Genomic DNA, 23,099 nt, shown 5'->3' on the forward strand with positions numbered 1-23,099 from the left:
TTCGTTTATGGCACTGGTTTAGCCAGCCTTTATGTTTATAATAATTATAAAATCGTTGCGCAAAGTCAATTGTCGAGCCATTAGCTTCGAAATATAAGTTCACTAAAAAAGGGTCTGGAGGTATATTTTCTCCCAGGCCCTTTAGATCTTTTTTATTTTTCGTTGACATACTTTGTTGATTTGGTTCTTAAATATTGATCTATTTCTTCCGGATCATAGTAAATAACCCCACCAACACGGGTAAACGGAATTTCCTTGTTGTTCCGCATAGTTTGCAGTGTGCCTGCAGATATATTTAAAAGCTTTCTTACATCCTTTGATTTAATCCATTTTCTGGTTTGATGCTTATTTAAAAGTCGGATTTCTGATAAAATTGCATCTTTTAAGGCAATTAAATCCTCATAAGTAACTTGTCTGTCTTCACTATTCATACCTCACCACATTTAATTTATTAAACAGCAAAATATGCAGTATGCAGAAATTAAATTCAGACTTTTATAGTTGGTATTAAAAAATTATGGAGTGAATTGAGCTAATCTATTTCCCGGCTATGTGACTAAAGTTTAATTTTTAATATCTTAGTGTTTCCATAGCATTAATTAACTTATTAAAACCTGTTTACATGGAGGATACCATACCATCTAATAATTCAATCTTATCAAATAATTTAGATACTGAAATAAAAGTATTTGCAGAAGGATTACCTTATTGGTCAAAATATCTGGCAGACCGGAGGCTTTCGGGAAACGAAGTGCTCGATGAGGATATTGATAAATCTTATGGCTGGTTGCTGGAAGAATTAGGCATTAGTGAAAAAACGGAACGGCCTGTTATTTCCATTATAGTAGGTTCAAATAAACCTGTAAATTATGTAGAAGATCTTAATTTACTTTGCCTAGAAAACGTCGAAGGTGTCAATGCTTTAAAGGAAGGTCAGAAAATTGACTTTGGTAAGCATCTTACTATTCTTTACGGATCGAATGGTTCTGGAAAATCCGGTTATACAAGGCTTTTAAAACAAGTTTTTTATTCTAAATCTCCGGAGGAAATTCTGCATAATATTCATATTGAATCAGGTCACAAACCAGTTGGCGCTAAATTTACGTTTACTTCGAGCCAGGGAGATATCACGTTAATGTATTCCGATAAATCAAATGCGGCATTTCGCCAATTTTCAGTATTTGATGGAAAAAGTGTTATACGGCATCTTGATCAAAAGAATGAATTTGAATTTAGGCCAGCCGGGTTAAGTTTTTTTTCTGAATATTCCTCGGCAGTTTTAAAAGTAGAACAAAAACTGGCGCAAGATATTTTGATACGTAATTCTGGTAACACTTCACAAGATTTAGCTGATCTTTTTGAAGGAAATTCAGATATAAGAGAATTTGTACAATCTATAACTGCAAAGACGAAAATTGCTGATCTTGATAAATATGTCCCATTTTCACCTGAAGAGGAGCAGGAGTTAAAAGACCTTAATAAGGCTTATGAAGAATTATATCTGGCATCAAGGGGAAAGGAAAAAGAAATCGCTACCCTTGACAGCATTAAAAAATTACTGAATGATAATAAAGTTGAGTTAGAAAAACGGAATAGATGCTTTACAGATGATTATATCCAAAAAATAAACGAATCCATTAATGATTTCCTGGAAAAAGAAATATTGGCCAAAGCGGAAGGAATTGGGAAATTTGAGACCTCAAAGATAGTTGGTATTGGGTCTTCGCAATGGAAGGATTTTATCCTCGCAGCAGAAGGATTCTCCCAAATACAGGCAACCGAATCCTATCCAGTGCAGGGGAATAATTGTTTACTCTGTCAGCAACCATTAACGGATGAGGCTAGATTACTGATTTCAAATTACTGGTTATATATTAAGAGTGTTGCTGAAGAGAATGTTAAAGGAGCCAGGAGTATATTGACGCAGTTAGAAAGCGGGTTATTAAAATTAAATTTTAACCTTTTTCCTTCCGGTAATACATTAAGTGCCTGGATGGAAGAAAAGTATCCACAAATACTTTCGGATCTAAAGAAGTCACTGGCAGACCAAGAAAAGTTGAGAGATGAAATTGTAAAGAATATACAAGATAGAAAAGTTCAGCACTATACTTCTATCGAGGTGGCTACTTCGAATCATTCACAGATCGAGCAGCATATAGACGAATCGATAGCGCTGCTCAGAAATGATGAAGTTGCCAAAGAATTAGAAAAAATTGAAGCTCAGCGGACATTTTTGACGCATAAAGAACGGTATAATAACCATCTTTCTAAATTTAAAACACTGTTGGAGAATCTGATTTGGGTTTCCCGGGCGGGGAAAATAAACTTTAGAAAAGTTAAAACGGAAATTACCACCACTGAAAAAACGCTATCTGAAAAGTATTTTAATCAGAAATATATTGATGCATTTAATGAAGAATGTAGAAAACTGAATGGTAATTTTGATATATCAATAAGTCATACAGCCGCTGCCGGTAAATCTTATCGGCAGTTAAAACTAAAGGGAAGCAATCCTCATGCAGTTTTAAGTGAGGGAGAGCAAAAAGTTATTGCAGTAGCAGACTTCCTTGCGGAAATGGGTATGTCAGAGATAAACAGGGGCTTTATTTTCGATGATCCTGTTACTTCATTGGACGAAGTGCGCAAAAGTGAAATTGCCAAACGATTAGCTGAAGTATCCAAAGAAAAACAGACCATAGTATTTACTCATGATTTGGTTTTTGTATCTTCTTTAATTGGCCATTGTGCGGATATTTCCATTGAACACGTTTGCCATTGGATTGAAAACAACAATGGAACCCCTGGTGTTATCTGGTTGAATAATGCTCCTTCCTATGAAAAGAGTTATCGGAATGCAAAACCAGCAAAAGATATATATGACGAAGCCAAGAAGTCCGATTGTCCGCCTGAACGCAGAGAATATTTACTGAAATCCGGTTTTGCTGCATTAAGGACCTGTTATGAAGTCCTGGTTATTCATGATTTATTCAGTGGCGTTGTTCAGCGTTTTAATGAGCGTGTAAGTATTGATTCTCTTAAATCGGTTCATTTTGATTCTGAACTGATTGATGAATTGCAGGACAGTTTTGGAAAATGCTGTCGGTATATGGAAGGACATGCCCATAGTGATCCATTTGCGTACAAGCGACCAGAGGTAATAAATCTTAATGAAGAAATCCTGAGGTATGATGATATTAGGGCTAAAATTAGAAAGAAAAAAAGTAGTGCAAATTAATTTATCCATAACCTTTAGGCCAGGCAATTGCATTCCTGGCCTAAATCATTATAGGACATCAAGCTTCGATATTTAAGCCTTCGACAATTTTTTTGAATAATCGATTATATGCTTTTTTATCGTACTGTTCTTCCTGGAACGGACTAAAATCAAGCATATTTATCGCTTTTATTTCTTCAATATTTTTCCAGTAATCATCAGCCGTTTCAATTGGGCGGATCTGAGATTTTTTTACTTTAAAAATATAGTCATCAATTTTTATGGGAAAAAATACATTCTCCCATGATTGTTCCTGTTTTTTGCGTGCTGTTGTCAACTCAAACTGGCATGCTTTACTTTTTATGGAATGTTCAGATGCGATAAATAACAATTTGTCATGAGCGGTAATCCCGGAGGTCATGATTTCTTCGAGTGGTTTTCCGGCAGGGGCATCCTTTTCCCACATGAAGGTTCTGATACCTTCCTTCTTAAGGTCATGATTAATTCTTTTTGCAATTAATGAGTCCTTAAAGCTATAGGATATGAATACGGTATGGAGGTTTATTTTTTCTGTCATTTTGGATACTAAGTTTTTGATATTTATTTTACTATTAATGAGGAAATACCTTTTAAGGATTTCATTGTCTAATTCATCACTTTTAAGAATTGTTTGTAAGTCGATTGAAGCGAATGAATCGTAGGGCAGATCTTTGTTTACAATGAAACATTCATTGTCCAGAATACAATCAACGAATGCACTTTTATACAATACGGTGTTTATAAATCGGCTATTTTTAAAATTGATTTCCTGAAATGTGGATCGGTCAATCAGGCAACCTTCAAACAGCCAATCGATATATTCATCATCTCTGGTTACTGATTCATTCTCCTCATAATGTTTTATTGGGAAGAAGGTTGTCTCATCAATTTTACAATCGTAAAACCTGATATTTTCGGAAAGAAAGAAACCTGTAAAATTACAATGAGATAAGGTAGTACTTATGAATAACAATGTTGCCACACTACCTTCTTCAAATTCGACATTTCTTAGATAGCAATCAATAAAACGATTTCCCAACCAGTCAAATTCAAGATGGGTGAACCTGGAATTACGTAATGAACATTTCTTAAATTCACAGTTGATTAATGCAAAAAAGAAACCATATATTCCAGCAAATTCGCAATCTATAAATTTTACACTACGAAATTCAATATCGTGTAAATTACCGGTGAATTTAATGTTTTTGAATGTTTTTCTTACAATACGATTTTTTCTTACGTCATAGCCAGTTTTAGGCACACCAATACACCCCGGAGCATTTTTCCTGATATATTCCATTACTGAAACAGTACCGTCCAGAACTATTTTTTCTTTCCCCATGAATAATTAAGTATTCGTTATTTATCAAATATCAGTATTAATTTTTAGGTTCTGAAATGCTAATTTACTAATTAGATTTACTTCGAGCTGGTATAAATAATTTTCTACTTCCCACTCACAAAGTCTGATTTTTCACTGAATACAAATTCCATTTTTGTATTGGAATGAAAGCATAAGCGCTTTCTGTTTGCGTGGAATGGAGATAGTGAGGAAATTAAGACATGGGAGTCTTTTCTCCGGGATAGGAGGATTTGATTTGGCAGCAGAATGGATGGGATGGGAAAACGTTTTTTACTGCGAGATAGATGCGTTCTGCCGGAAAGTATTAAAATACTATTTCCCTAATTCAAAAGGTTATGAAGACATCAGGAAAACAGATTTTACAGAACAAAGTGGAAAGATGGACATTATTACAGGGGGCTTCCCCTGTCAACCCTTTTCGGTTGCAGGTAAAAGACTTGGGACAGGAGATGAGCGCCACTTGTGGCCAGAAATGTTTAGAGCTATTCGGGAAGCTAAACCAGCATGGGTCGTGGCAGAGAATGTTCGCGGGCTTATTAGTTGGAATGAAGGGTTGGTTTTCGAGACGGTGTGCGCTGAGCTGGAAGCTGAGGGATACAAAGTCATACCGTTCCTTATTCCAGCTGCAGGTGTCGGTGCCCCGCACCGAAGGGAGCGGGTCTGGATTGTTGCTTACGCCGAGCGTTACGATGATTTCTCAAAGGAGTCCAGAGGCCATGGAGCGGAGAAAGAGATGGCGGGAGTCGAACGGACGGAAAACAGTCCCTCCCGGAAATTTGGCGGAACAGGTCAGGATGATGGTGGAGACCAAATTGTTGGCCATATCACCGATTCAGCAGAAATGGATGCTCCCGACTCCACTTTCCGGATTCTACAAGACGGTGGGGATCACCCCCCAAAGCATGGAAAAGCGGATCAGGGAGGGAAGGCAAAGCGACCTGAATTCAGTTATATATCAGACTATTGGAAAAACTGGCCGACTGAACCCCCTCTTTGTTCAGGAGATGATGGGTTATCCAAAGAATTGGCTGGTATTACCCTTTCAAAATGGAGAAATGAATCCATTAAAAGCCTGGGGAACGCCATAATTCCCCAAGTCGCCTATCAAATATTTAGGGCTATAGAAGCCTATTATAACAATTTTAATCAGAGATAGTACTGTACTTTATGTTATATAATTATAATGGGGAGAACCAGGTCTCGACCGGATCCACTATCGTGCTGAAGGAGGCGATTAATGCCGTCTACAGAAATGATAATTGGCGCTCAAATATGACCTGGTCGGTAATTAGTGTGCAGGGGTGGACCTGTTCGAAAGCAAATATTCATTGGACACTTAGAAGTACAAGTTTTGGTAGATTTTATTATCAACTAGGGTTGAATATACCTAAAGGACTCTATACCCCCTTAATTCCAACACCTACAAGTTCCCTGTTAAAATTCGATACTTGCAGGAAAATTACAATTGTAAATGGTAAACCGGCAAATATTTCAAAAAAAGGAGTAAGATACGGGGTTACAATTCGTCAGCTTGCAGAAGAAGGATTTTTGCCCACGCCGGTTGCCCGTTTAACAAAGGCAAGTTTTAAAAAGAATAGGAATAAGGGGAATCTGGAAGACGCTCTATTTCGGATTATTGGGGAGCAACAGCCACCCATAAAGCTAAATCCAGACTTTATCAGCGAAATGATGGGCTTTCCTTTTGGCTGGTTACAACATCCTTTTAAAGAATAGTTAGGTAACACTCCTACTTTTTGAAAAGCCAGTACCAGAGAAGAAGGATCCCAAGAACGATCAAAGTAAAGCCAAATAGTCTGCCTATTCTTTCAAGACAGGAGGTGCCAACTGAACTTTCATAGCTTTTGAATTCCTGAAGCCCGCTTTGGTTACGCCTGTAAAAACGGTTCCGATTAATCCAGTATCTAAGCCCATAGCCAATAATTAAGGATAAAATTCCCAATAGAAATAGCAGGTTTCCCATAACATTTTAGAATTGGTTATTTCTAATTTAAGCATAAAAAGGCATAATCTAATTAGTCAATCTTATAATATATTTAGTTAATGTAATCTGATTGAATAATTTTTAGTGTACACCCATAAAGTATCAATAATTGTTTCTGCGCATTCCGATTTTTACATCCAGAATTTGAAAAATACTCAAACAAAAGGAGGATACATGGAAATTGAGCTATCAAAAATTGCATACATCCCGCGCCTGGATGACCAGGCCTTTGCTGCAAATTTGCTGATTAATGGGGAAAAGGTTGCCAGTGTTACCGCTAAGAATGGAATTGTACAGGTTTTGCCTGCAACAACAAAAGCAGTGGACCTGCTTAAGAAAGCAGAAGCCTTTATTCAAAATCAAGAGCACATAAAGTTTGTTGGTGGAGAATATACTCCTGTGAAGTTAGATTTGTCCGGCTACCTGTTTACCTTATTCGATGAGTACTTAAGAGATAAAGAGCTGAAGAAATTTAACAAGAGAGTTGAGCTCTTACAAAAGAAAAATGTAGTTATCGGAGTAGCTGGGAAGTACACACGCAATCAAAGCCTGCAAATTCCTTTAGAGGTTTTGTTGCATACTCAATCAGGTATTACCATGTTATCAGAGATACTTTCCCATAAAGTTTTGCAATCCCTATCTGGAGAAGAAAAGATTCTCAATACCAATATCCCACTGGATATTCTATCAAATGCAGGCCTTACTCAAGAGCAACATCTCCTGGAAGAACCTCCTGTTGTGCAAAAGAAGTCCACAAAGAAGTCCTCGGGTTTAAAACCATAAACAATTAACCAACCTAATGATTTACGCCTAAATGACCGCTGATAAAGGCTGTAATCGCTACTTAAAAATACAAGCATATGAAGATTGAACTGAAAAAAATTGAGTTTAGTGAACGGATGAGCCAGGAGACCAATTGCTTTACGGCTAACTTATATATAGATGGCAAGTATGTGGGGGAGGCTTCCAATACTGGAATTGGAGGTCCGACCGATTACGAAAGTTATTCAGAGGAGGGCAGGGCTTTGATTAAAAAAGCAGAGGAATATTGTAAGGGACTTCCGTCTGAGACGTTTGAATCCGGAGGTCAGACCTACACACTTAAAATGAGCCTGGAGTCATATATCGATGACCTAATGAGTAAATATCTGAAAGAGCAGCAAACAAAAAAACTGCTGGCTAAGATGAAGCAACATATTGTTTTTAGCCGGGATGTTTCTGTTTATTATCAGACGTTGCGGTTACCTCAACCAATAGATCAAATGCTCTCCAATCAAAAGGGCCGAAATTATATACAGCTGGCTCTTTTAGATATTGAAAAACAGCTTAAAGACGGCGAGAAGATCCTGAATCCCAATATACCTGTTCAACAGTATAGAGACTTTGGTATAAAAGAAGGATCCTATCAGCCCATGGAAATAAAATCAAATATTAAACCTGAAGCTACAAAGAAAAAAGGGAAATCACTTTAATTAGGATATATGTCAAAGATAGAAGCACTATTGGAATATTTGTTTTCATTAGGTTTTGAAGGTGAGCAGCTGATCGACCAGGTTCGTCGGCAGTATCTGGAATTTAAATCTTCTTTTATGCTAAGGCATCATATGAAATTTGGTGAAGAACGGATGGAGTTTAATTTGCAGTTCAATTATGACAGACAATTTAGTGCTTACCGTTTATCCGGTTATGAAGCTATCCATTGCAACCCTATTGTCATCGATCATAGGGTCATCAACGGAGTGGATACCTTGACGCTTGAACAGCGTATGGCCGCAATGGATTGGGATAGGTTATTTCAGGAAAAGGGAGAGGGGCTATGGAAAGATCCATTGGCTAGCCTTATATGGAAGGATCTGGAGCAATTACCAATCCATAATGATTTTGATGGAAGTATTATTAGGGACAACTTGTTGTTTAAGTATCTGCCCAGGGAAACATGGAGTATTAGCCAGGAAGAGTTAAGTGAACTATATGAACATAAGCAATCTTTCGTTGCCGGGGATAATGGTCTGGCTAATACTTTGTTGGCATATCGAATATGCTCTGGGCAGAACCAGGAGTTACTGGAGGCAATAAAGCATACGGGAATGGAGCTTTATAGTGATATCCCCATAGAGGATTGCCTAAAGGTTCATCTATCCCGGCCTCAATTTTTATTTGAGCTCTATGCGACAAAATATGGGCGTGAAGGAACATTGGATATTCGTACGCAGGTAATCTGTCGTGATGACGGCTTTAGGATGCAATCACTAGAAGCGACTGCCATTACTTATCCCCTGCAGGTACATGGTACATACGGTGAGGTAGATACACATGACTTTGAAAATGCAGTGAAAATGATTTCCTGGCAAGATTTTGAAGCAGTGTTGGAGCATGATCCGGTAAAAGAATCGAGGATAAGAAAGGAGGTCGTTCATCTGCTTGTTGATCTTACCCGGCTATGGGAGAGCGGGAGTGAAGGACAGGACATGGCCATGTATTTTTATCTGCGATACATCCAAAAGAGTGATGAAGTGAATGAATATATCTCTCCAGCTTTACTGGACAGTGTTGCCCAGCTTCCCAGAAGGCTTGCCAGTTTTAATGCGGATACAACCGTCGATCATATCTACAATCAGTTTTGGAAAACCGAAGCCCCTATAAACAAAGACCAGGAAGAGGACTTGAAAACGCAAAAAAAGAGGCCAGGGCAGGGAAAGGAAAATAGGACGTCCAGATATAGAAATAGACATTAAGAGGAGAGAAGGAATATGGATGATTTATTAGACTACATGGAATCATTAGGTTTTTCCAGCACTGAATTAAGGGCGACCATTATCCAGGGATATAACGACCAGAGGTCAGATTTTGATGTGGAAGAAATATATAAATATGAAGATGAACAGGTGAAATTTGACTTCAATTTTGTTTACGACAACCAATTTAAAGATTATCGTTTAAACCGGTATATTGTATCCACTGTCCCGAATATTGAGATAGAACAGAAAATTGTTGCCGGTATTGATATTGCAATGCTTGAACAAAAAGTAGCGGCAATTGATTGGACTGCACATTTTCAGGAATTGTCAGAAGGTAAACAGGCAACATGGGATCAATTAGACATTATTAACCAGCTAAAGTATATACGGAATAGCGGAGAAGAAGGCCTAAAGGTGAGCGCTTTGTTGACGTGTAAATACTGGCCTAAACATAAATGGTCCAATGAGGAAATACAACTATACCAGACGCTTAGAAACCGAAAAGTTTTTATACCTGGAGTAATTGGATTGCCAACAAAAAATCATGCTATAAATATCGTAAGCGGTAGAATTGAACGCCTGTATAAAAAGATCGCCAAATCAGGTATTGAGCATTTTGGATCATTTGATCTAAGTAGTATTCTCGATTTATATTGTTCTAAGCTGGAGGCACCGTTTGATCTGTACCACTCCCTTAAACTAAAAGAAGGTGTACTGGAAATCGAAATTCCGGTAAAAATTGATAGAGGGAGAGAATATGTGCCTGAGCTTATGAATATTTCCTTTAAGCAGTATCCAACTGTGGTTCATGGCTCGTACTCCGAAATTGACACAGCACTTTTAGAGCAAAAGATGCAGCAAATTAACTGGGAAAAAGATGAGCTGGCCGTTGTTGGAGCGGATGATAATCTTATTTTTCATCCTCATGTGCAGCAAATAGTAGACCAGGTAAATCGTCTGAGTACTGAGCCTGGTGCAGAAGAAATCGTCAATTATTTGAAGGTAAAGTACTGGCTCTGGACTCAGATGGATAGTAATATGGAGCGCGCAGTGGTTGCCATGCAGGAGTGGAAAGGAACCCGTCAGTACTTCCATCCAGAAGATGACCTGGAAACAATTTCAAACCTGATGCAAGGGGTTGCTGTTCAAAGCCAACAGTTAACTTCCTATCGTGAAATGCAGGGAACCTGGTTGGAAATGGATCTGAAAGCAATAAATGAAAAGGGTCTTAATCTGATTAGAACTATAAAAGGACCAACTTATTTGCAATTGGAAACTATGGTGAACATGCTCCCCTCTGACGGGACAATGTACATTGGAGATATTGTCAGAAACCTTGCGAAAGGCAATCAATTTGAGCTTCCTATCCATACAATTGGAGGTAAAAGCACGATAAAAGTCCAGGCTGATCCTGAACATAACAGCCTGTTACTGACAACTGGAGATGACAAGATAATTCCTTTTAATTTCAGCTTAGATCCGGATTGGAGCCCAGTAAAGCCAACCAAAATCAATGAAGAGTTTAAACAAAAAGGAAATGAAAATTCCTCAAAAGGAAGGCAGAACAAGAGCAAACTGAAACGGAAGAGGCCAGGCTGATTTGGCTTAGTGCGATCAAATATCATTTATTATAAACAAGGTTTAAAAGGCCATATTCAGGGCCTTTTTGGAGATACCGATGCCTTTTCGGGCATCAGCAAGATGTAGGATTGTCGACAATCCGCATCTTGCCCTGCGCTTATTATATAGCGCCGGGACTGGGAAAACCCTTCGGAGTCGGGTTTTCCTTTGGCCACTGTTCAGTAGAATAGGACAATTGTGGGGGAGAAAATGGGAAAGAAAGACAGGCTAACGCACAGGATACATACCCGGATTACGAAGGAAAAATACGAGGAACTCTCCGTATTACTGGCCCAATGCCGGGGGATAAAATCGCTCAGTGAACTGCTCCGGGATATACTCAGCAACCGGAAAATTAATATCCAAACCTATGACCGATCACTGGATACTGTTATGGAGCAGCTGTCTTCTATCCGAACAGAGCTACATGCTATGGGAGTAAACATTAACCAGGTAACCAGGAGATTCCACGCGGAGAAATTACCGGAGGCAAGGTTACTACAGGTTATGGAAATAGAACAACAATACCGGGATGTTGGAAAGAAGGTAGATAGACTTTTTGAAATCATACAAAAACTTTCAGCGCTATGGTTGCCAGGATAGTTAGCGGGAAAAGTATTCGGGGGGTGCTCGTTTATAATGAGCGGAAGGTGGAAAGGGCAGAGGCCAGCCTGCTTATGGCCGTCGGCTTCGGTCGGGACGCGGGGGATCTTTCCTTTAAAAGTAAACTTGACCGCTTCCAGAAACTTACCGGTCAGAATCAGCGGACACAGACAAATACGCTGCATATCTCCCTTAACTTCTCCCGGCAGGATGTCCTTGATGATGAGCTATTATGCCGGCTGGCAAGCGATTACATGCAGGCCATCGGGTTTGGGCAGCAGCCTTACCTTGTGTACCGGCACTACGATGCGGCACATCCTCATATTCATGTGGCAACCGTAAATATTGCTATAAGTGGAGAGCGGATTGAAACCCATAATATAGGAAAGAATCAATCCGAAAAGGCGCGCAGGGAAATTGAAGACCGTTACCATTTAATCCGTGCCGAAGACCAACAGAAGGAAACAGATTATATGCTGCGGCCAGCCATACTGGAAAAAAAGGTCTATGGAAAGCAGGAAACCAGGGCCGCTATTACGGCCATTGTCAGGGAGGTCACCGGAACGTATCGCTTTACTTCGCTACCGGAACTGAATGCCGTGCTCAGGCAGTTTAATGTTATTGCTTGCGATGGTCAGGAAGGTAGTCTGATGAGAGAAAACGGTGGGCTGACCTTTCATTTACTGGATGACCAGGGACAGAAGGTCGGGGTACCAATAAAGGCCAGCTCTATTTATGGTAGTCCGACGCTTAAGAATCTGGAGAAGAAATATGGGCGTAACCTCGAAGAGCGGAAGCCATACGGACTAAGGTTAAAACACCTTTTGGACAGGGCCATTAAGCAATCCGGAGATAGAGAAACACTGGAACGTAACCTGAGAGAGCAGGGGATCAGGATACTGCTTCGGGAAAATGCTCAGGGTGGCCTGCAGGGAGTCACCTTTGTGGACAATGCTACAAGATCTGTTTTTAATGGGAGCAGTCTTGGCAAAGAGTATGGGGTAAAATCATTTATGGAACGCATCGAGGGAATGGTCAATGATAATGGAAATTTGGCCACTATAAGTATCGATTCAAGGAAAGAAGACAGAGATAAGGCAGTATTTATCTTCATAAAGGGACAGCCAGGTGCAGATAAGGATAAAGAAAGCAGGCAGGTAAAGTCCATAAAAAGAAAAGGAATGCAGCCGGATAAGTGAATAATGGAATTATTAGTTAGAGGAGATGAATACAGGAGAGAATGCGGAAGCGCTAAGAAAGATTATAGATTTTATTCGGAAAGTCAGCTTATTGGTTTTGGGCCTGCACTATTATGTATATTGTTACGGCGCCTTTGAGCAATGGGGACTTACGCATAGAATTGGGGTACAACTTTTAAGCAGTATAGGCAGGATGGGACTCTTTAACCATTTTTATGTATCAAAGACGGGGGCGTTGTTGCTGCTGCTCGTTTCGCTAATCGGAGCCAAAGGTAAAAAGGATGAGAAATTAAAACTCTCTGCAGCCCTTCGGCATTTTATGGCTGGCTTAATTATATATGGGCTAAGTTATCTTTTGTTTAAGCTCGATGCCTCTGTGCAGGACCTAGCCGGTTTATATATGGCCGTTACTTCCATTGGCTACCTGTTAATTCTTTATGGTGGTAACCTTTTGTCCAGGATCATTAGCAAGCGATTGGATACTGATATTTTCAACAAACTACAGGAAACCTTTCCGCAGGAGGAGCGTTTGTTGCAAAACGAGTATTCCATAAATCTGCCTGCCCGATACAATTTTAAGGGAAAGGTCCGCAAATCATTTATCAATATCATTAATCCATTTCGGGCCTTATTGGTTGCCGGCACTCCCGGCGCGGGTAAGAGCTACTTTGTGGTCCGTCATGTGATCACGCAACATATTGAAAAAGGATTCTCCATGTTCCTCTATGATTTTAAATTCCCGGATTTATCCATCATTGCGTATAATGCCTTTCTTAAATACAAACAGAAATATCAGGTAGAGCCGAAATTCTATGTAATTGATTTTGATCATATCTATCACAGATGCAATCCCCTTTATCCCGAATCGATGACTGATATTACCGATGCTACGGAGAGCAGTCGGACGATCATGCTCGGTCTCAATCGTGAATGGATTAAAAAATCCGGTGATTTCTTTGTCGAGTCACCAATTAATTTTCTGACGGGCATTATCTGGTACCTGCGTAAATATCAGGAAGGGAAGTACTGTACGCTACCGCACTGCATAGAGTTGATGCAGATGCCTTATGATAGTTTGTTTCCGGTGTTAAGGACAGAACCAGAAATAGAGGTACTGATCAATCCTTTTGTAACCGCTTATGTTAATGGGGCGATGGAACAACTGGAAGGCCAAATCGCTTCCGCTAAAATTACTATGGCAAGGTTGTCGTCTCCGATGCTCTATTATGTACTAACCGGTAATGACTTTACGCTGGATATTAACAATCCGGAGGAACCGAAACTGGTCTGTGTGGGAAACAATCCGCAGAAGACCCAGGTATATGGCGCAGTGCTTTCTCTATATGTATCCAGGATGTTGAAGCTGGTCAACCAGAAGGGGAAACTGCCCAGCTCGCTTATTTTCGATGAATTTCCAACTATATATATTGGAGGCGTTTCAGGCATAGAGGGTACTATTGCCACTGCCCGAGGGAATAGGGCAAGTACTACTTTGGCAGTCCAGGATATATCGCAATTACGCAAGGATTACGGCAAGGAATCTGCAGATGTAATCTTTAATATAGTAGGTAATATTATCTCTGGACAGGTGCTTGGGGATACAGCCAAATCGCTGAGCGAGCGTTTTGGAAAGATCATGCAGGATAGGGAAAGTCTTTCCATAAATGCCAGTGATGTCTCTGTAAGTAAGTCTACGCAACTGGAAACGGCCATACCTGCATCTACTATTTCCAACCTGTCTTCGGGGGAATTTGTGGGGGCTGTAGCTGATAATCCAGACATGAAAATACCGCAAAAGATATTCCATTGCGAAATCATTAACGATCACGCAGCTATTGCAACAGAGGAGAAAGCTTTCGTGCCCATACCCAAACCGGGGACGGTGACGGCCAAAGATATAGAGGACAATTACCTGCGGATAAAAGACGAAGTGGCCGCAATTATTGACGAGGAAATGGAACGGATTTATAATACACCTGAGCTGGCGCACCTACTGGTAGCAAGAAATGAATAAATTAAGAATAGAAAAGGAATTATGAAAACCATTTGATTTTTTTACGTGTCACTATCTGAAAGAGATTCGTAAAATTCCCTGATTGTGGCTTTGTCGTTCAGTATTTCTCTTACATGTGGGTTGTCTCTTATAAGTAAAACAAATCTTTTTTGTGCCTCACAAAAGGCATGGATAAGTTCTAGTGGGTTAGGAAAGAGGACTTCAAGATCTTGTTTATTAAAAAGTAAGCTGGAAAGTTCTTCTTTCCTTTTTTCACCAGCGTAAAATCTGTTTACGAACACTGTATCAATGACAGGGGTGTTGCCGCTGGATACATAATCCGGACTTTCGTACACCCAATTTGGGTGATGAACAAGGTTGAATTGCTTTGGATGCTTTAAAAAGTTTGCCCAACGTTTTACATCGTAAAATACTCGAAAATGTTCCAATTTATATTCATTTGGCAATTGTACAATATCAAAATATTGGAATATCTGTTCAACCTGGAGGTATAAAAGGAAAATGAACGTTGAGAGGGTAGCATAATAGTCTCTGAAGTAACGATAACCTAAAAGAAAATTTTCAATTCGGCGGTTAGACTCGTTCATATTACATCCAACACAGTTATGACTGTCCTCTGATTCAAAATAATTATGAATGGTACAGAACAAGGATTCATCACCAATACTAACTATATCTGTTGGTGTATTATGAAACTCAAGGTAATATACCAGGACTTCTTTGAATATTAATTTTAAGGGAGATCCATCGTCAAGTTGGTCATAATAGGAATTAATAAGCTCCTCTGTTTTGCCTTTCATAAATAAATTGAATATATAATATGATTATTAAAAATAGAAAATATTATGAACGATTAAAAATTATAAATAGATGGGAAGAGAAATCAGGAAAGTGCCCAGTAATTGGGAGCATCCTAGGGATGAGAACGGTAAATTCAAACCAATGTTTGCAGAGTCCTATGAACAGGTATTAAAAAAATGGATTGAAAATAACAGTCTTTGGAGTGAGGGTAAGCATCCCAGTCAGGCTGAATTCCCAAAGGAGACCAGGGATTGTAAATTTTACGCAGAGTGGGCAGGTGATCCACCAAACGTGGAATATTATAATCCCAACAATTGGTCTAAACAGGAAGCCAATTGTTACCAGGTTTATGAAACAACTTCTGAAGGCACACCTGTAAGCCCTATATTCGAAAATACAAAGAGTTTGGAGCGCTGGCTGATCCAGGATGGATACGACCTGGAAGACGCAAAAGAATTTATAAAAAAGGGTACTGAGTTTACTTATACAGTGACTAAATTCATTGATAAAGACAAGCAAATATCGGATACTGTCATAAAAGAGAAGGGGAAAGTATCAAAGATACAGCGCAAAAAAGGGAGAGGGATTTAACAAATCCTTCTCCCTTTTTAACACGGGCTCCTTATGCTTTATTGATTTGCGATAATACTTACGATTGTTCCCTAAAAACGGCTACGGTACTCAGTTTGAAATATGAGGAATTCAACCTTCGAATTGTGGTATTCAGCCCGAAATATGGGGATTTGACCATATTAGAGCCCCGTTTTTACAGCAAAGCCTTATGGCCATGCCTAAATTAGTATTATCAAAATGCAGACATATGGAAAGCAAAATTACACTTATAAGAGCTCGCCTTCCGCCAGGTTTAAGGTATATGGGGAGATAATGGTAACCCCGGATAGGGCTACCATAATTATGAAACTAAAAAATTCTATATCATGAAAAGAACTTTAATCATGCTGGCTATAACAGGAGTTATGGCTCTGGCAAGTTGTCACAAACCAATTGGCGACAATCCGTTTAACGATGAAAAATTAGAAAGTAAATTAGGGGCAACAAATGTAACTGTTTCCTGTCCACCCACAGTGCTCAGCGGAACGATCAGTACTAATACCACCCTAACTACAGGTACTTCATACCTACTCAGCGGCAACGTAGTGGTTGATGGTGCCACACTGACTATCCAGCCTGGAGTGGTGGTTATGGGTGAAAAATCCAGTAATGGAGCCTTAATTATAAAACCTAATGCGCAGATCAGTGCTGTTGGAACGATTACCAGTCCGATCGTGTTTACCTCTGATCAGGCCGCCGGAAGCCGTGCTGCAGGAGATTGGTTTGGGGTTGCTATCTTAGGTAATGCACCAAATAATCAAAGTAATAGCATCAATTTAACTATCAATTCTTCAACCTTTAATTTTGGAGGGCCTTCCTCAGCATCGTCATCCGGTAATTTTGAATATGTGCAAATTCACTATGCCGGTGCTGGTGGAGGATCAAGTGATGTTCTAACTGAAAGTTCATTAATTCTTGGATCTGTTGGAAGTGGCATGACCGTTAAAAATGTCCAGATTTCAAATTCTCTTAAAGATGGATTAGGAGTGTGGGGTGGTGAAGCTGGAGTGAAAAAGGTATTTACGCACAAAATTTCAAGGTCAGACTTTAGAATGTCTCAAGGTTATCGGGGTAATGTTCAAAATATCTTTGGTTTTAAAGATGATGCGTCTACAACAGTTACTACCATTCCAAGCTTAGAAGTGTCAAATTATTTAAGAGGGTCTAACAACAGCCCATTTACTTATCCAACCATATCAAATGCGAGCTTACTAGGTGGCAGTTATTGTGCAAGCGGGGATACTGATTTTAAAACTGCTGTTTTAATACGTAATAATGGAGATGCAAGAATCTACAATTCTGTTATTGAAGGGTTTAGTCAATACGGATTATATCTTGATGATGCAGGAATTGTAGCTAAAACTGCAAGTGGTACGGATCAACTCCAATTCTCTCATAACTCTATTCTTTCTAGTGCTACAGTGCCTTATGGTAATGGGTTAGGGGCAACAACCTGGTTTGCCGCAGGAGGATGTAGTGCTAACTCTTTAAATACAATGACTGATTGGTTAACTGCAGGCCCGCCACCCTCTTGCCGTGAGTCCGGTAACCAGATCAACGGCGGTATTGTAAGTGGATACTATAACAGTAGTCTATGTGGAGATAAATGTTCTTCATTTCCTAATCTTTACATCAATACTTCGACTTCAGATCTTGATGTGCCGGATTATTCCATGTTAGGTGCATTCTTTGATCAGCCAGATTATAGGGGGGCTTTACAATCGTCCATGGATACCTGGCTTGTCAATACCTGGATTGATTTCTGCCAGCAAACACGTAATTATTGTTTGTAAGCAATTCCATAAAAGTAGAGCAGCAGCGCTAAAAAGCGCCGCTGCTTGTTTTCATTTAACTTCCAAAATTAATAATCAACGTATCAAGTTTATGTCCCCTTTTAATATCTTCTGATTTCCGTTGTAGAAGTCCAGTATAATATAATATTGATATACCCCTTGCTGGCTTGCCGCTCCATTAAAGTTACCATCCCAACCATTGTTATTTCCGCTATCCTGGTAAACTATCTGTCCATACCTATTATAAATCTCAAACCTCCGGATAGTAAAATGGTCTCCGGGTATTTTAAAGAGATCGTTCAGCCCATCACCGTTTGGCGTAAATGCATTGGGCATAATCATCCGCTCGTCTGCGTTTACTATAATTTCTGAATAGGCCGTATCCCAGCAACCATAGTCGTTGATACCTACTACGCTAAAGGTAGTATTTTCTGTTGGGCTGGCCAGTACTTCTTCCCGAAAAGAGTTGTCCAATGGACTAATTGGCTTCCAGGTATAATAAGTAGCTCCGCTGGCCCTTAAAGTAATCAGCTCCCCATTAATTATTTCTGCAAAGGCGGGAGAGATACTTACTTCAGGTTTGGGATAAGCGGTAAGGGAAATATCAATTGAAGTGGTACAACCTTCCGAAGAGCTGATTTGTAGTTTGTATATTCCTTCCTCTAATCCACTAGTCTGAAATACCGAATCTGTAGATGCTGCATGGACAACAAGTCCCTGCCCATTTCTTAGTGTATAATCATATTGTCTGTTACCTGCTTTTCCTGCTTGCAGGCTAATATTTCCGGGACAGCCATATTGTTGGCTTTTAACCTCTGGAAGCGGTATGAATACTACAGAATAGGTGTCAATAAATACCGAGCAATCTTTAGTATAATAAAGTAGGTAATGGCCATCTTCAGTTATCGTTCTATGGTTATTTGTACTGCCGTTTTCCCAACGATAACAGGATATTCCTTCCGGTGTTTCTATTAAAGTATCTGTTTTGAAACATACAGTAATACGGTTACTATTACCATTTAAAGTATCTATATTTCCACTTTTCGGCAAGACCATTTGATAGGGCAAATCAGTTATTGCCAAACTACCCATACCATTCCATTGGTTCCAGATGGCATTGACTTGTGGGTTGGAGGATATCCCTAAATTATTTGGGAAGCTAATAACGTGTAGTGCCAAACCGGGACCGGTTCCTTCACAAACTTCTGGATGGCTATTCCCAAGATATATTTTTCCATCGGGACCTATTTGCATGTTTCCCATGATATTGGTTGTGATAGGACAAAATGGTGCATAGTATTGTGCATACGGATTTGTAAGGATCATTGACTTCGATGCGGTAATTGCTGAAAGCGAGGATTGGTTGAGATCAAACTGATAGACATACTGATCAAATTTCCATTCACCATTAGCCCAAGGTATCGCATATCCTGCATACAGCTTTGAGTTATCTGGTGAAAAGCAGACAGCATATACTTTTTCTCCGGTATCAATAACTTGTAGGTTTTTTAATTTACCAGAACATTTTTCAAAATCATACATTTCCAGGCCACCTGGAAAATTTAGTATGCCTCCATGATCTACTGCCGTTGCTACTTTTTTCCCATTTGGTGAAACTGCTAATATCCCATTGCTGCCCCAATAGTTCATAACAGGAAATGATCCGATTTCTGAAACCACAGGATTGCTGGATACTCCGTTGCTTGTTACCTTAAAGCTCAGGTACTGATTGTATGTTCTATGCCGGGCCACAAGCCAGATGCCGTCACATCCGGCAATGGCAACCATCCTACAGCCAATTAAGGTGTTATAGGTATAGGCCAATACATTTTTGTATCCGGGTACAATATTCCCCCGGCCATTATTTAGTGTTATGTCAAACAAACAATAAATTAATCCACCGTTACGGACATAGAAAATATAATATTGATTACTGTTTCCAGGACGCGGAATAATAACCGGTCTGCTATATTCCATATCATTGGTCTGCAGGAACGCAGTTCCGGCAATGGGTACTTCGTTTTTATCGAAAATACAGGGCGCGTCCTGGCCATTTCTGGTATAAGTATACCTCTTAACGATAAACAACAATGAGCCTCCCGCATCACAGACCGCCTGGGCATAATTATACTGATGTTCGGTTGGATACATAGTGGTTGCATTCTGGCTCTGGTAAACGGTACCATTTACATAAGTGGTATCCCGAAGGAGGGGGGGATTGTGGTTAAAGTCAAGGGAATAATGATTTCCAAAGGTCCATATATTGTTTTGTCCCTGGCCGTAACCAGCTTGCCACAGCATGAGTATCCATAGATACCCAAATATCTTTCTCATCACAATACATTTTTAGGGTTAAGAATTTGTTTTGATCATTTGCATAGATCCCAGGCTTTTCCCATTCCGGTCAAAAACCTGTAATAGATATGTCCCAGCTGCAATCTGTTCCGTTGCAATGGTATTATTACCTGCCTTAAGTGCTACCATTAACACCATATTTCCTGTTATATCCATTATACGCAGCTGGCCATTTTGAGGCATTTCAAGGCGGATAGAACGGTTAAATGGATTTGGTGAAACCAATATGCCATTTTGTGCCAATACATCTTTTATTCCATTGGAATTGGTTATCTCTATTTCATTGGACAATCCGCTGCAACCATTGCTACCGTTTACCCTTAGACTATATGTTCCGTTAAGGTTAACAGCATAGCTTGTTCCGTTTGCCCCTGCTAAATCTTGTCCGTTCCGTAGCCATTGGTAGGAGTTGTAGGTTTGATTTACTGTAAGGATATTTCCGGTTTGAGTAATGGTAGGATGTGGCGCCGGATTTACCGTAATCTGTAAGGTGGCGGTATCACTATTCCCACAGCTATTTATGGCAACTACCTTTATCATACCGCTGGTACCACCTAATGTAACCGTTATGCTATTGCTTGTACTGCTTCCGGTCCAGCCTGTTGGCAGTATCCAAGTATAACCAATAACCCCGCTTACTGCCGGAACCTGGTAGTTCTCCGCATTTCCCTCACAAGAGGTTAATTTGCCCACAATGGCCCCAGGGGCTGGGGGAAGATCGCACATTTTTATTTTCATCAGCATAGCGTCCGTCAGCCCGCCAAATACGGTCTGAAAGGCGCCCGTTGTGGCAAAGTTATTTACGCTATTTGTGCCTCCGCCAATAAATACATTCCCATTTTGTACAGAAATGGATTTGCCTGTTTCTGTTACATCACCGCCAAGGTATGTAGCCCATGTTCTATTGCCTCCAGGGCCGAACTTAGCTAAAAACACCTCTTCCGGTGAATTGTCATATACCGGCTTAATTCCATCAGGGGTAGCAATACTTGAAGGACTGGTTGTTTCTCCGCTCATGTAAAGGGATCCACCTGAAAAGTCTATTGCGCTAAAGATTTCTGTCCCACTGCCACCAAAATAGGTACTCCAGAGCATAGAGCCGAAGGAGCTTAACTTAGCCAGGAAAGCATCAGTAGTACCTCCACCGTACCAGACCTGGTATGCATTAGCTGTTGAAATACCAGTTTGACTTTCAGTTGCTCCGGTAAAGTAGATGTCGTTTAGGCTGTCTGTTATAATACGATAAGGACGTTCATAGCCGGTGCCACCATAATAAGTTGCCCAAACTCGGTTTCCTGCGCTGTCAAACTTTGCCACAAATGCATCCTGGCCGCCACTGCCAGTCTGTTGGTAAACACCATTAGTAGCGATGCCGGTAGTGCTAACTGTATAACCGGTGACAATAACGTTTGCAAGTGTATCTGTAGTAACGCCTATAATTGCATCATTGGCAGTTGTACCTAAATAAGTTGACCAGATCCGGTTTCCTGAACTACTAAATTTTGCAATAAACCCATCATTTGTACCAGGACGTGTAGCCTGAAAGGAACCAGGTGTAGCAATTCCCGCTGGACTTTGAGTATTGCCTACAAGATATATATTGTTATACCGATCTGCGGTCACTGCTACGTGATCTGTGCCCTCCACGCCAGTGCCACCAAAATAAGTACCCCATATCTGCTGGCCAGCAGTATCGAATTTAACCAGGAAGGCATCATAAGATGCATTGGTTCCTGCTTTTACCTCCTGGTATGCGCCAACAGTAGAAATGCCATTTTGAGAATTGGTTCTACCCGCAACGTAAAGATAGCCTGCGGTATCGATAGCTAGTGATAAGCCATGCTCTACATTAGACCCGCCAATATAGGTGCCCCATAATCGCTGTCCCTGCTGGTTGAATTTCATGAGAAAGGCGTCTGCGCCTGATGGGTTACTACCTCCAGCAAAAGTTGTTAGATGTGCCCCGACTGTAGCTATATTGTTGCTACTGTTTGTAGCACCGGTTATATACACCATGCCGTCTTTGGCAACTTTTGTATCCCAAACTTCCTCAAATTCTGTACTGCCGATATAGGTAGCCCAATCAATAACAGGGTCAATGACAATTGCACCTTTGTATTTACCCAATCCGAAACTGAGTATTCCATCTTGTAACAGGTAGTTACTTGAAATAGTCTTGCCATCCTGCTGGTAGGCGTAGGGCTTCTGTTCCTTTATAGAACCGAAGGGTGTTGTAACAAGAAGGTTGCCACTCCTGTCTAATTGAAGTTGATCGGCACCCAGATATTGTACTTTTATTTTAGAAGGGTCTGCATCTTTGCCGATAATGAAATCATGTTCCAATTTTCCATCACTATTCAGGTAGAAAATCCAATCGATCCCCGGATATACCTCTTTGTATGCAATTTGAGCATAACAGGCCGCCTTGCTCTTTCCGGCATATTGCTCATAATAGGGCTGCTTTTGCTGACCGATGATATTGATGTTCTCGTTTCTGTCTGATAGCAGAACATCCATCCTATATATCTGTCCATTTTGGTGCCACTGGTAGTGTATGCCACCGGTTGAGAAGTAAACTTTGATCCCATCTTTGGTATCCAGGGAAAAACGGATATCGTTTCGGGGGTTAAGATATTGGTCTGTGACCTGGCCTGTATTTTCCATAAATCCCGTAAATGCAAAACATTGACGAACCTGTAAAAAACAAAGACATACCATTAGCGTAAAAATCCTCGTAATCATAATT

The 23,099-nt window shown here is 40.1% G+C and carries 17 protein-coding genes; 12 read left to right on the forward strand and 5 right to left on the reverse strand.

Annotated elements, in window-relative coordinates:
• Window positions 1-152: 152 nt before the first annotated feature.
• The gene (locus tag FTD44_RS07490; RefSeq protein WP_222165866.1) at window positions 153-431 is read right to left on the reverse strand and encodes a helix-turn-helix domain-containing protein; all 279 of its coding nucleotides are present in this window, start codon (window positions 429-431) and stop codon (window positions 153-155) included.
• A gap of 191 nt (window positions 432-622) precedes the next feature.
• On the opposite strand from FTD44_RS07490, the gene FTD44_RS07495 reads away from it, so the two are divergent.
• A complete protein-coding gene (locus FTD44_RS07495; protein ID WP_222165867.1) occupies window positions 623-3,235 on the forward strand; it encodes an AAA family ATPase in 2,613 nt (870 codons plus the stop codon).
• Between the two features lie 58 nt (window positions 3,236-3,293).
• Here FTD44_RS07495 and FTD44_RS07500 read toward each other — a convergent pair whose 3' ends face one another.
• Window positions 3,294-4,595: a toll/interleukin-1 receptor domain-containing protein gene (locus FTD44_RS07500; protein WP_222165868.1), complete on the reverse strand. Its 1,302-nt coding sequence runs from the start codon at window positions 4,593-4,595 to the stop codon at window positions 3,294-3,296.
• A gap of 154 nt (window positions 4,596-4,749) precedes the next feature.
• On the opposite strand from FTD44_RS07500, the gene FTD44_RS07505 reads away from it, so the two are divergent.
• From FTD44_RS07505 to mobC, 9 genes are all read left to right on the forward strand, one after another.
• Window positions 4,750-5,772 (forward strand): DNA cytosine methyltransferase, encoded by a 1,023-nt coding sequence (locus FTD44_RS07505; protein ID WP_222165869.1) that lies wholly within the window; start codon window positions 4,750-4,752, stop codon window positions 5,770-5,772.
• Between the two features lie 116 nt (window positions 5,773-5,888).
• Entirely contained in the window at window positions 5,889-6,350 is a 462-nt protein-coding gene (locus tag FTD44_RS07510) for a hypothetical protein (protein ID WP_222165870.1), read from the forward strand.
• A 442-nt stretch (window positions 6,351-6,792) separates the two neighbouring features.
• A complete protein-coding gene (locus FTD44_RS07515; protein ID WP_222165871.1) occupies window positions 6,793-7,401 on the forward strand; it encodes a hypothetical protein in 609 nt (202 codons plus the stop codon).
• Window positions 7,402-7,478: 77 nt separating this feature from the next.
• Window positions 7,479-8,090 carry a hypothetical protein gene (locus FTD44_RS07520; protein ID WP_222165872.1) on the forward strand — a complete coding sequence of 204 codons (612 nt, stop codon included), beginning with the start codon at window positions 7,479-7,481 and terminating at the stop codon, window positions 8,088-8,090.
• Between the two features lie 9 nt (window positions 8,091-8,099).
• Entirely contained in the window at window positions 8,100-9,353 is a 1,254-nt protein-coding gene (locus FTD44_RS07525) for a hypothetical protein (RefSeq protein WP_222165873.1), read from the forward strand.
• Window positions 9,354-9,368: 15 nt separating this feature from the next.
• A complete protein-coding gene (locus tag FTD44_RS07530) occupies window positions 9,369-10,955 on the forward strand; it encodes a hypothetical protein (protein ID WP_222165874.1) in 1,587 nt (528 codons plus the stop codon).
• Between the two features lie 231 nt (window positions 10,956-11,186).
• A complete protein-coding gene (locus FTD44_RS07535) occupies window positions 11,187-11,579 on the forward strand; it encodes a plasmid mobilization protein (RefSeq protein WP_222165875.1) in 393 nt (130 codons plus the stop codon).
• A 23-nt stretch (window positions 11,580-11,602) separates the two neighbouring features.
• Window positions 11,603-12,778 (forward strand): relaxase/mobilization nuclease domain-containing protein, encoded by a 1,176-nt coding sequence (locus FTD44_RS07540; protein WP_222165876.1) that lies wholly within the window; start codon window positions 11,603-11,605, stop codon window positions 12,776-12,778.
• Window positions 12,779-12,803: 25 nt separating this feature from the next.
• Window positions 12,804-14,792 carry a conjugal transfer protein MobC gene (gene mobC / locus FTD44_RS07545; protein ID WP_222165877.1) on the forward strand — a complete coding sequence of 663 codons (1,989 nt, stop codon included), beginning with the start codon at window positions 12,804-12,806 and terminating at the stop codon, window positions 14,790-14,792.
• Between the two features lie 41 nt (window positions 14,793-14,833).
• On the opposite strand, the gene FTD44_RS07550 is transcribed toward mobC, so the two are convergent.
• Window positions 14,834-15,592: a hypothetical protein gene (locus tag FTD44_RS07550; protein ID WP_222165878.1), complete on the reverse strand. Its 759-nt coding sequence runs from the start codon at window positions 15,590-15,592 to the stop codon at window positions 14,834-14,836.
• 70 nt (window positions 15,593-15,662) lie between these two features.
• On the opposite strand from FTD44_RS07550, the gene FTD44_RS07555 reads away from it, so the two are divergent.
• Together FTD44_RS07555 and FTD44_RS07560 are read left to right on the forward strand one after the other, a co-directional pair.
• Window positions 15,663-16,184 (forward strand): hypothetical protein, encoded by a 522-nt coding sequence (locus tag FTD44_RS07555; RefSeq protein WP_222165879.1) that lies wholly within the window; start codon window positions 15,663-15,665, stop codon window positions 16,182-16,184.
• Window positions 16,185-16,531: 347 nt separating this feature from the next.
• Window positions 16,532-17,998 carry a hypothetical protein gene (locus FTD44_RS07560; RefSeq protein ID WP_222165880.1) on the forward strand — a complete coding sequence of 489 codons (1,467 nt, stop codon included), beginning with the start codon at window positions 16,532-16,534 and terminating at the stop codon, window positions 17,996-17,998.
• A gap of 75 nt (window positions 17,999-18,073) precedes the next feature.
• On the opposite strand, the gene FTD44_RS07565 is transcribed toward FTD44_RS07560, so the two are convergent.
• Entirely contained in the window at window positions 18,074-20,149 is a 2,076-nt protein-coding gene (locus FTD44_RS07565; RefSeq protein ID WP_222165881.1) for a gliding motility-associated C-terminal domain-containing protein, read from the reverse strand.
• A gap of 201 nt (window positions 20,150-20,350) precedes the next feature.
• Window positions 20,351-23,017, reverse strand: coding sequence for a DUF7948 domain-containing protein (locus FTD44_RS07570; protein WP_222165882.1), 2,667 nt, complete (start codon window positions 23,015-23,017; stop codon window positions 20,351-20,353).
• Window positions 23,018-23,099: the final 82 nt, after the last annotated feature.

The sequence above is a fragment of the Edaphocola aurantiacus genome (assembly GCF_019797745.1).
Lineage (GTDB): Bacteria > Bacteroidota > Bacteroidia > Chitinophagales > Chitinophagaceae > Edaphocola > Edaphocola aurantiacus.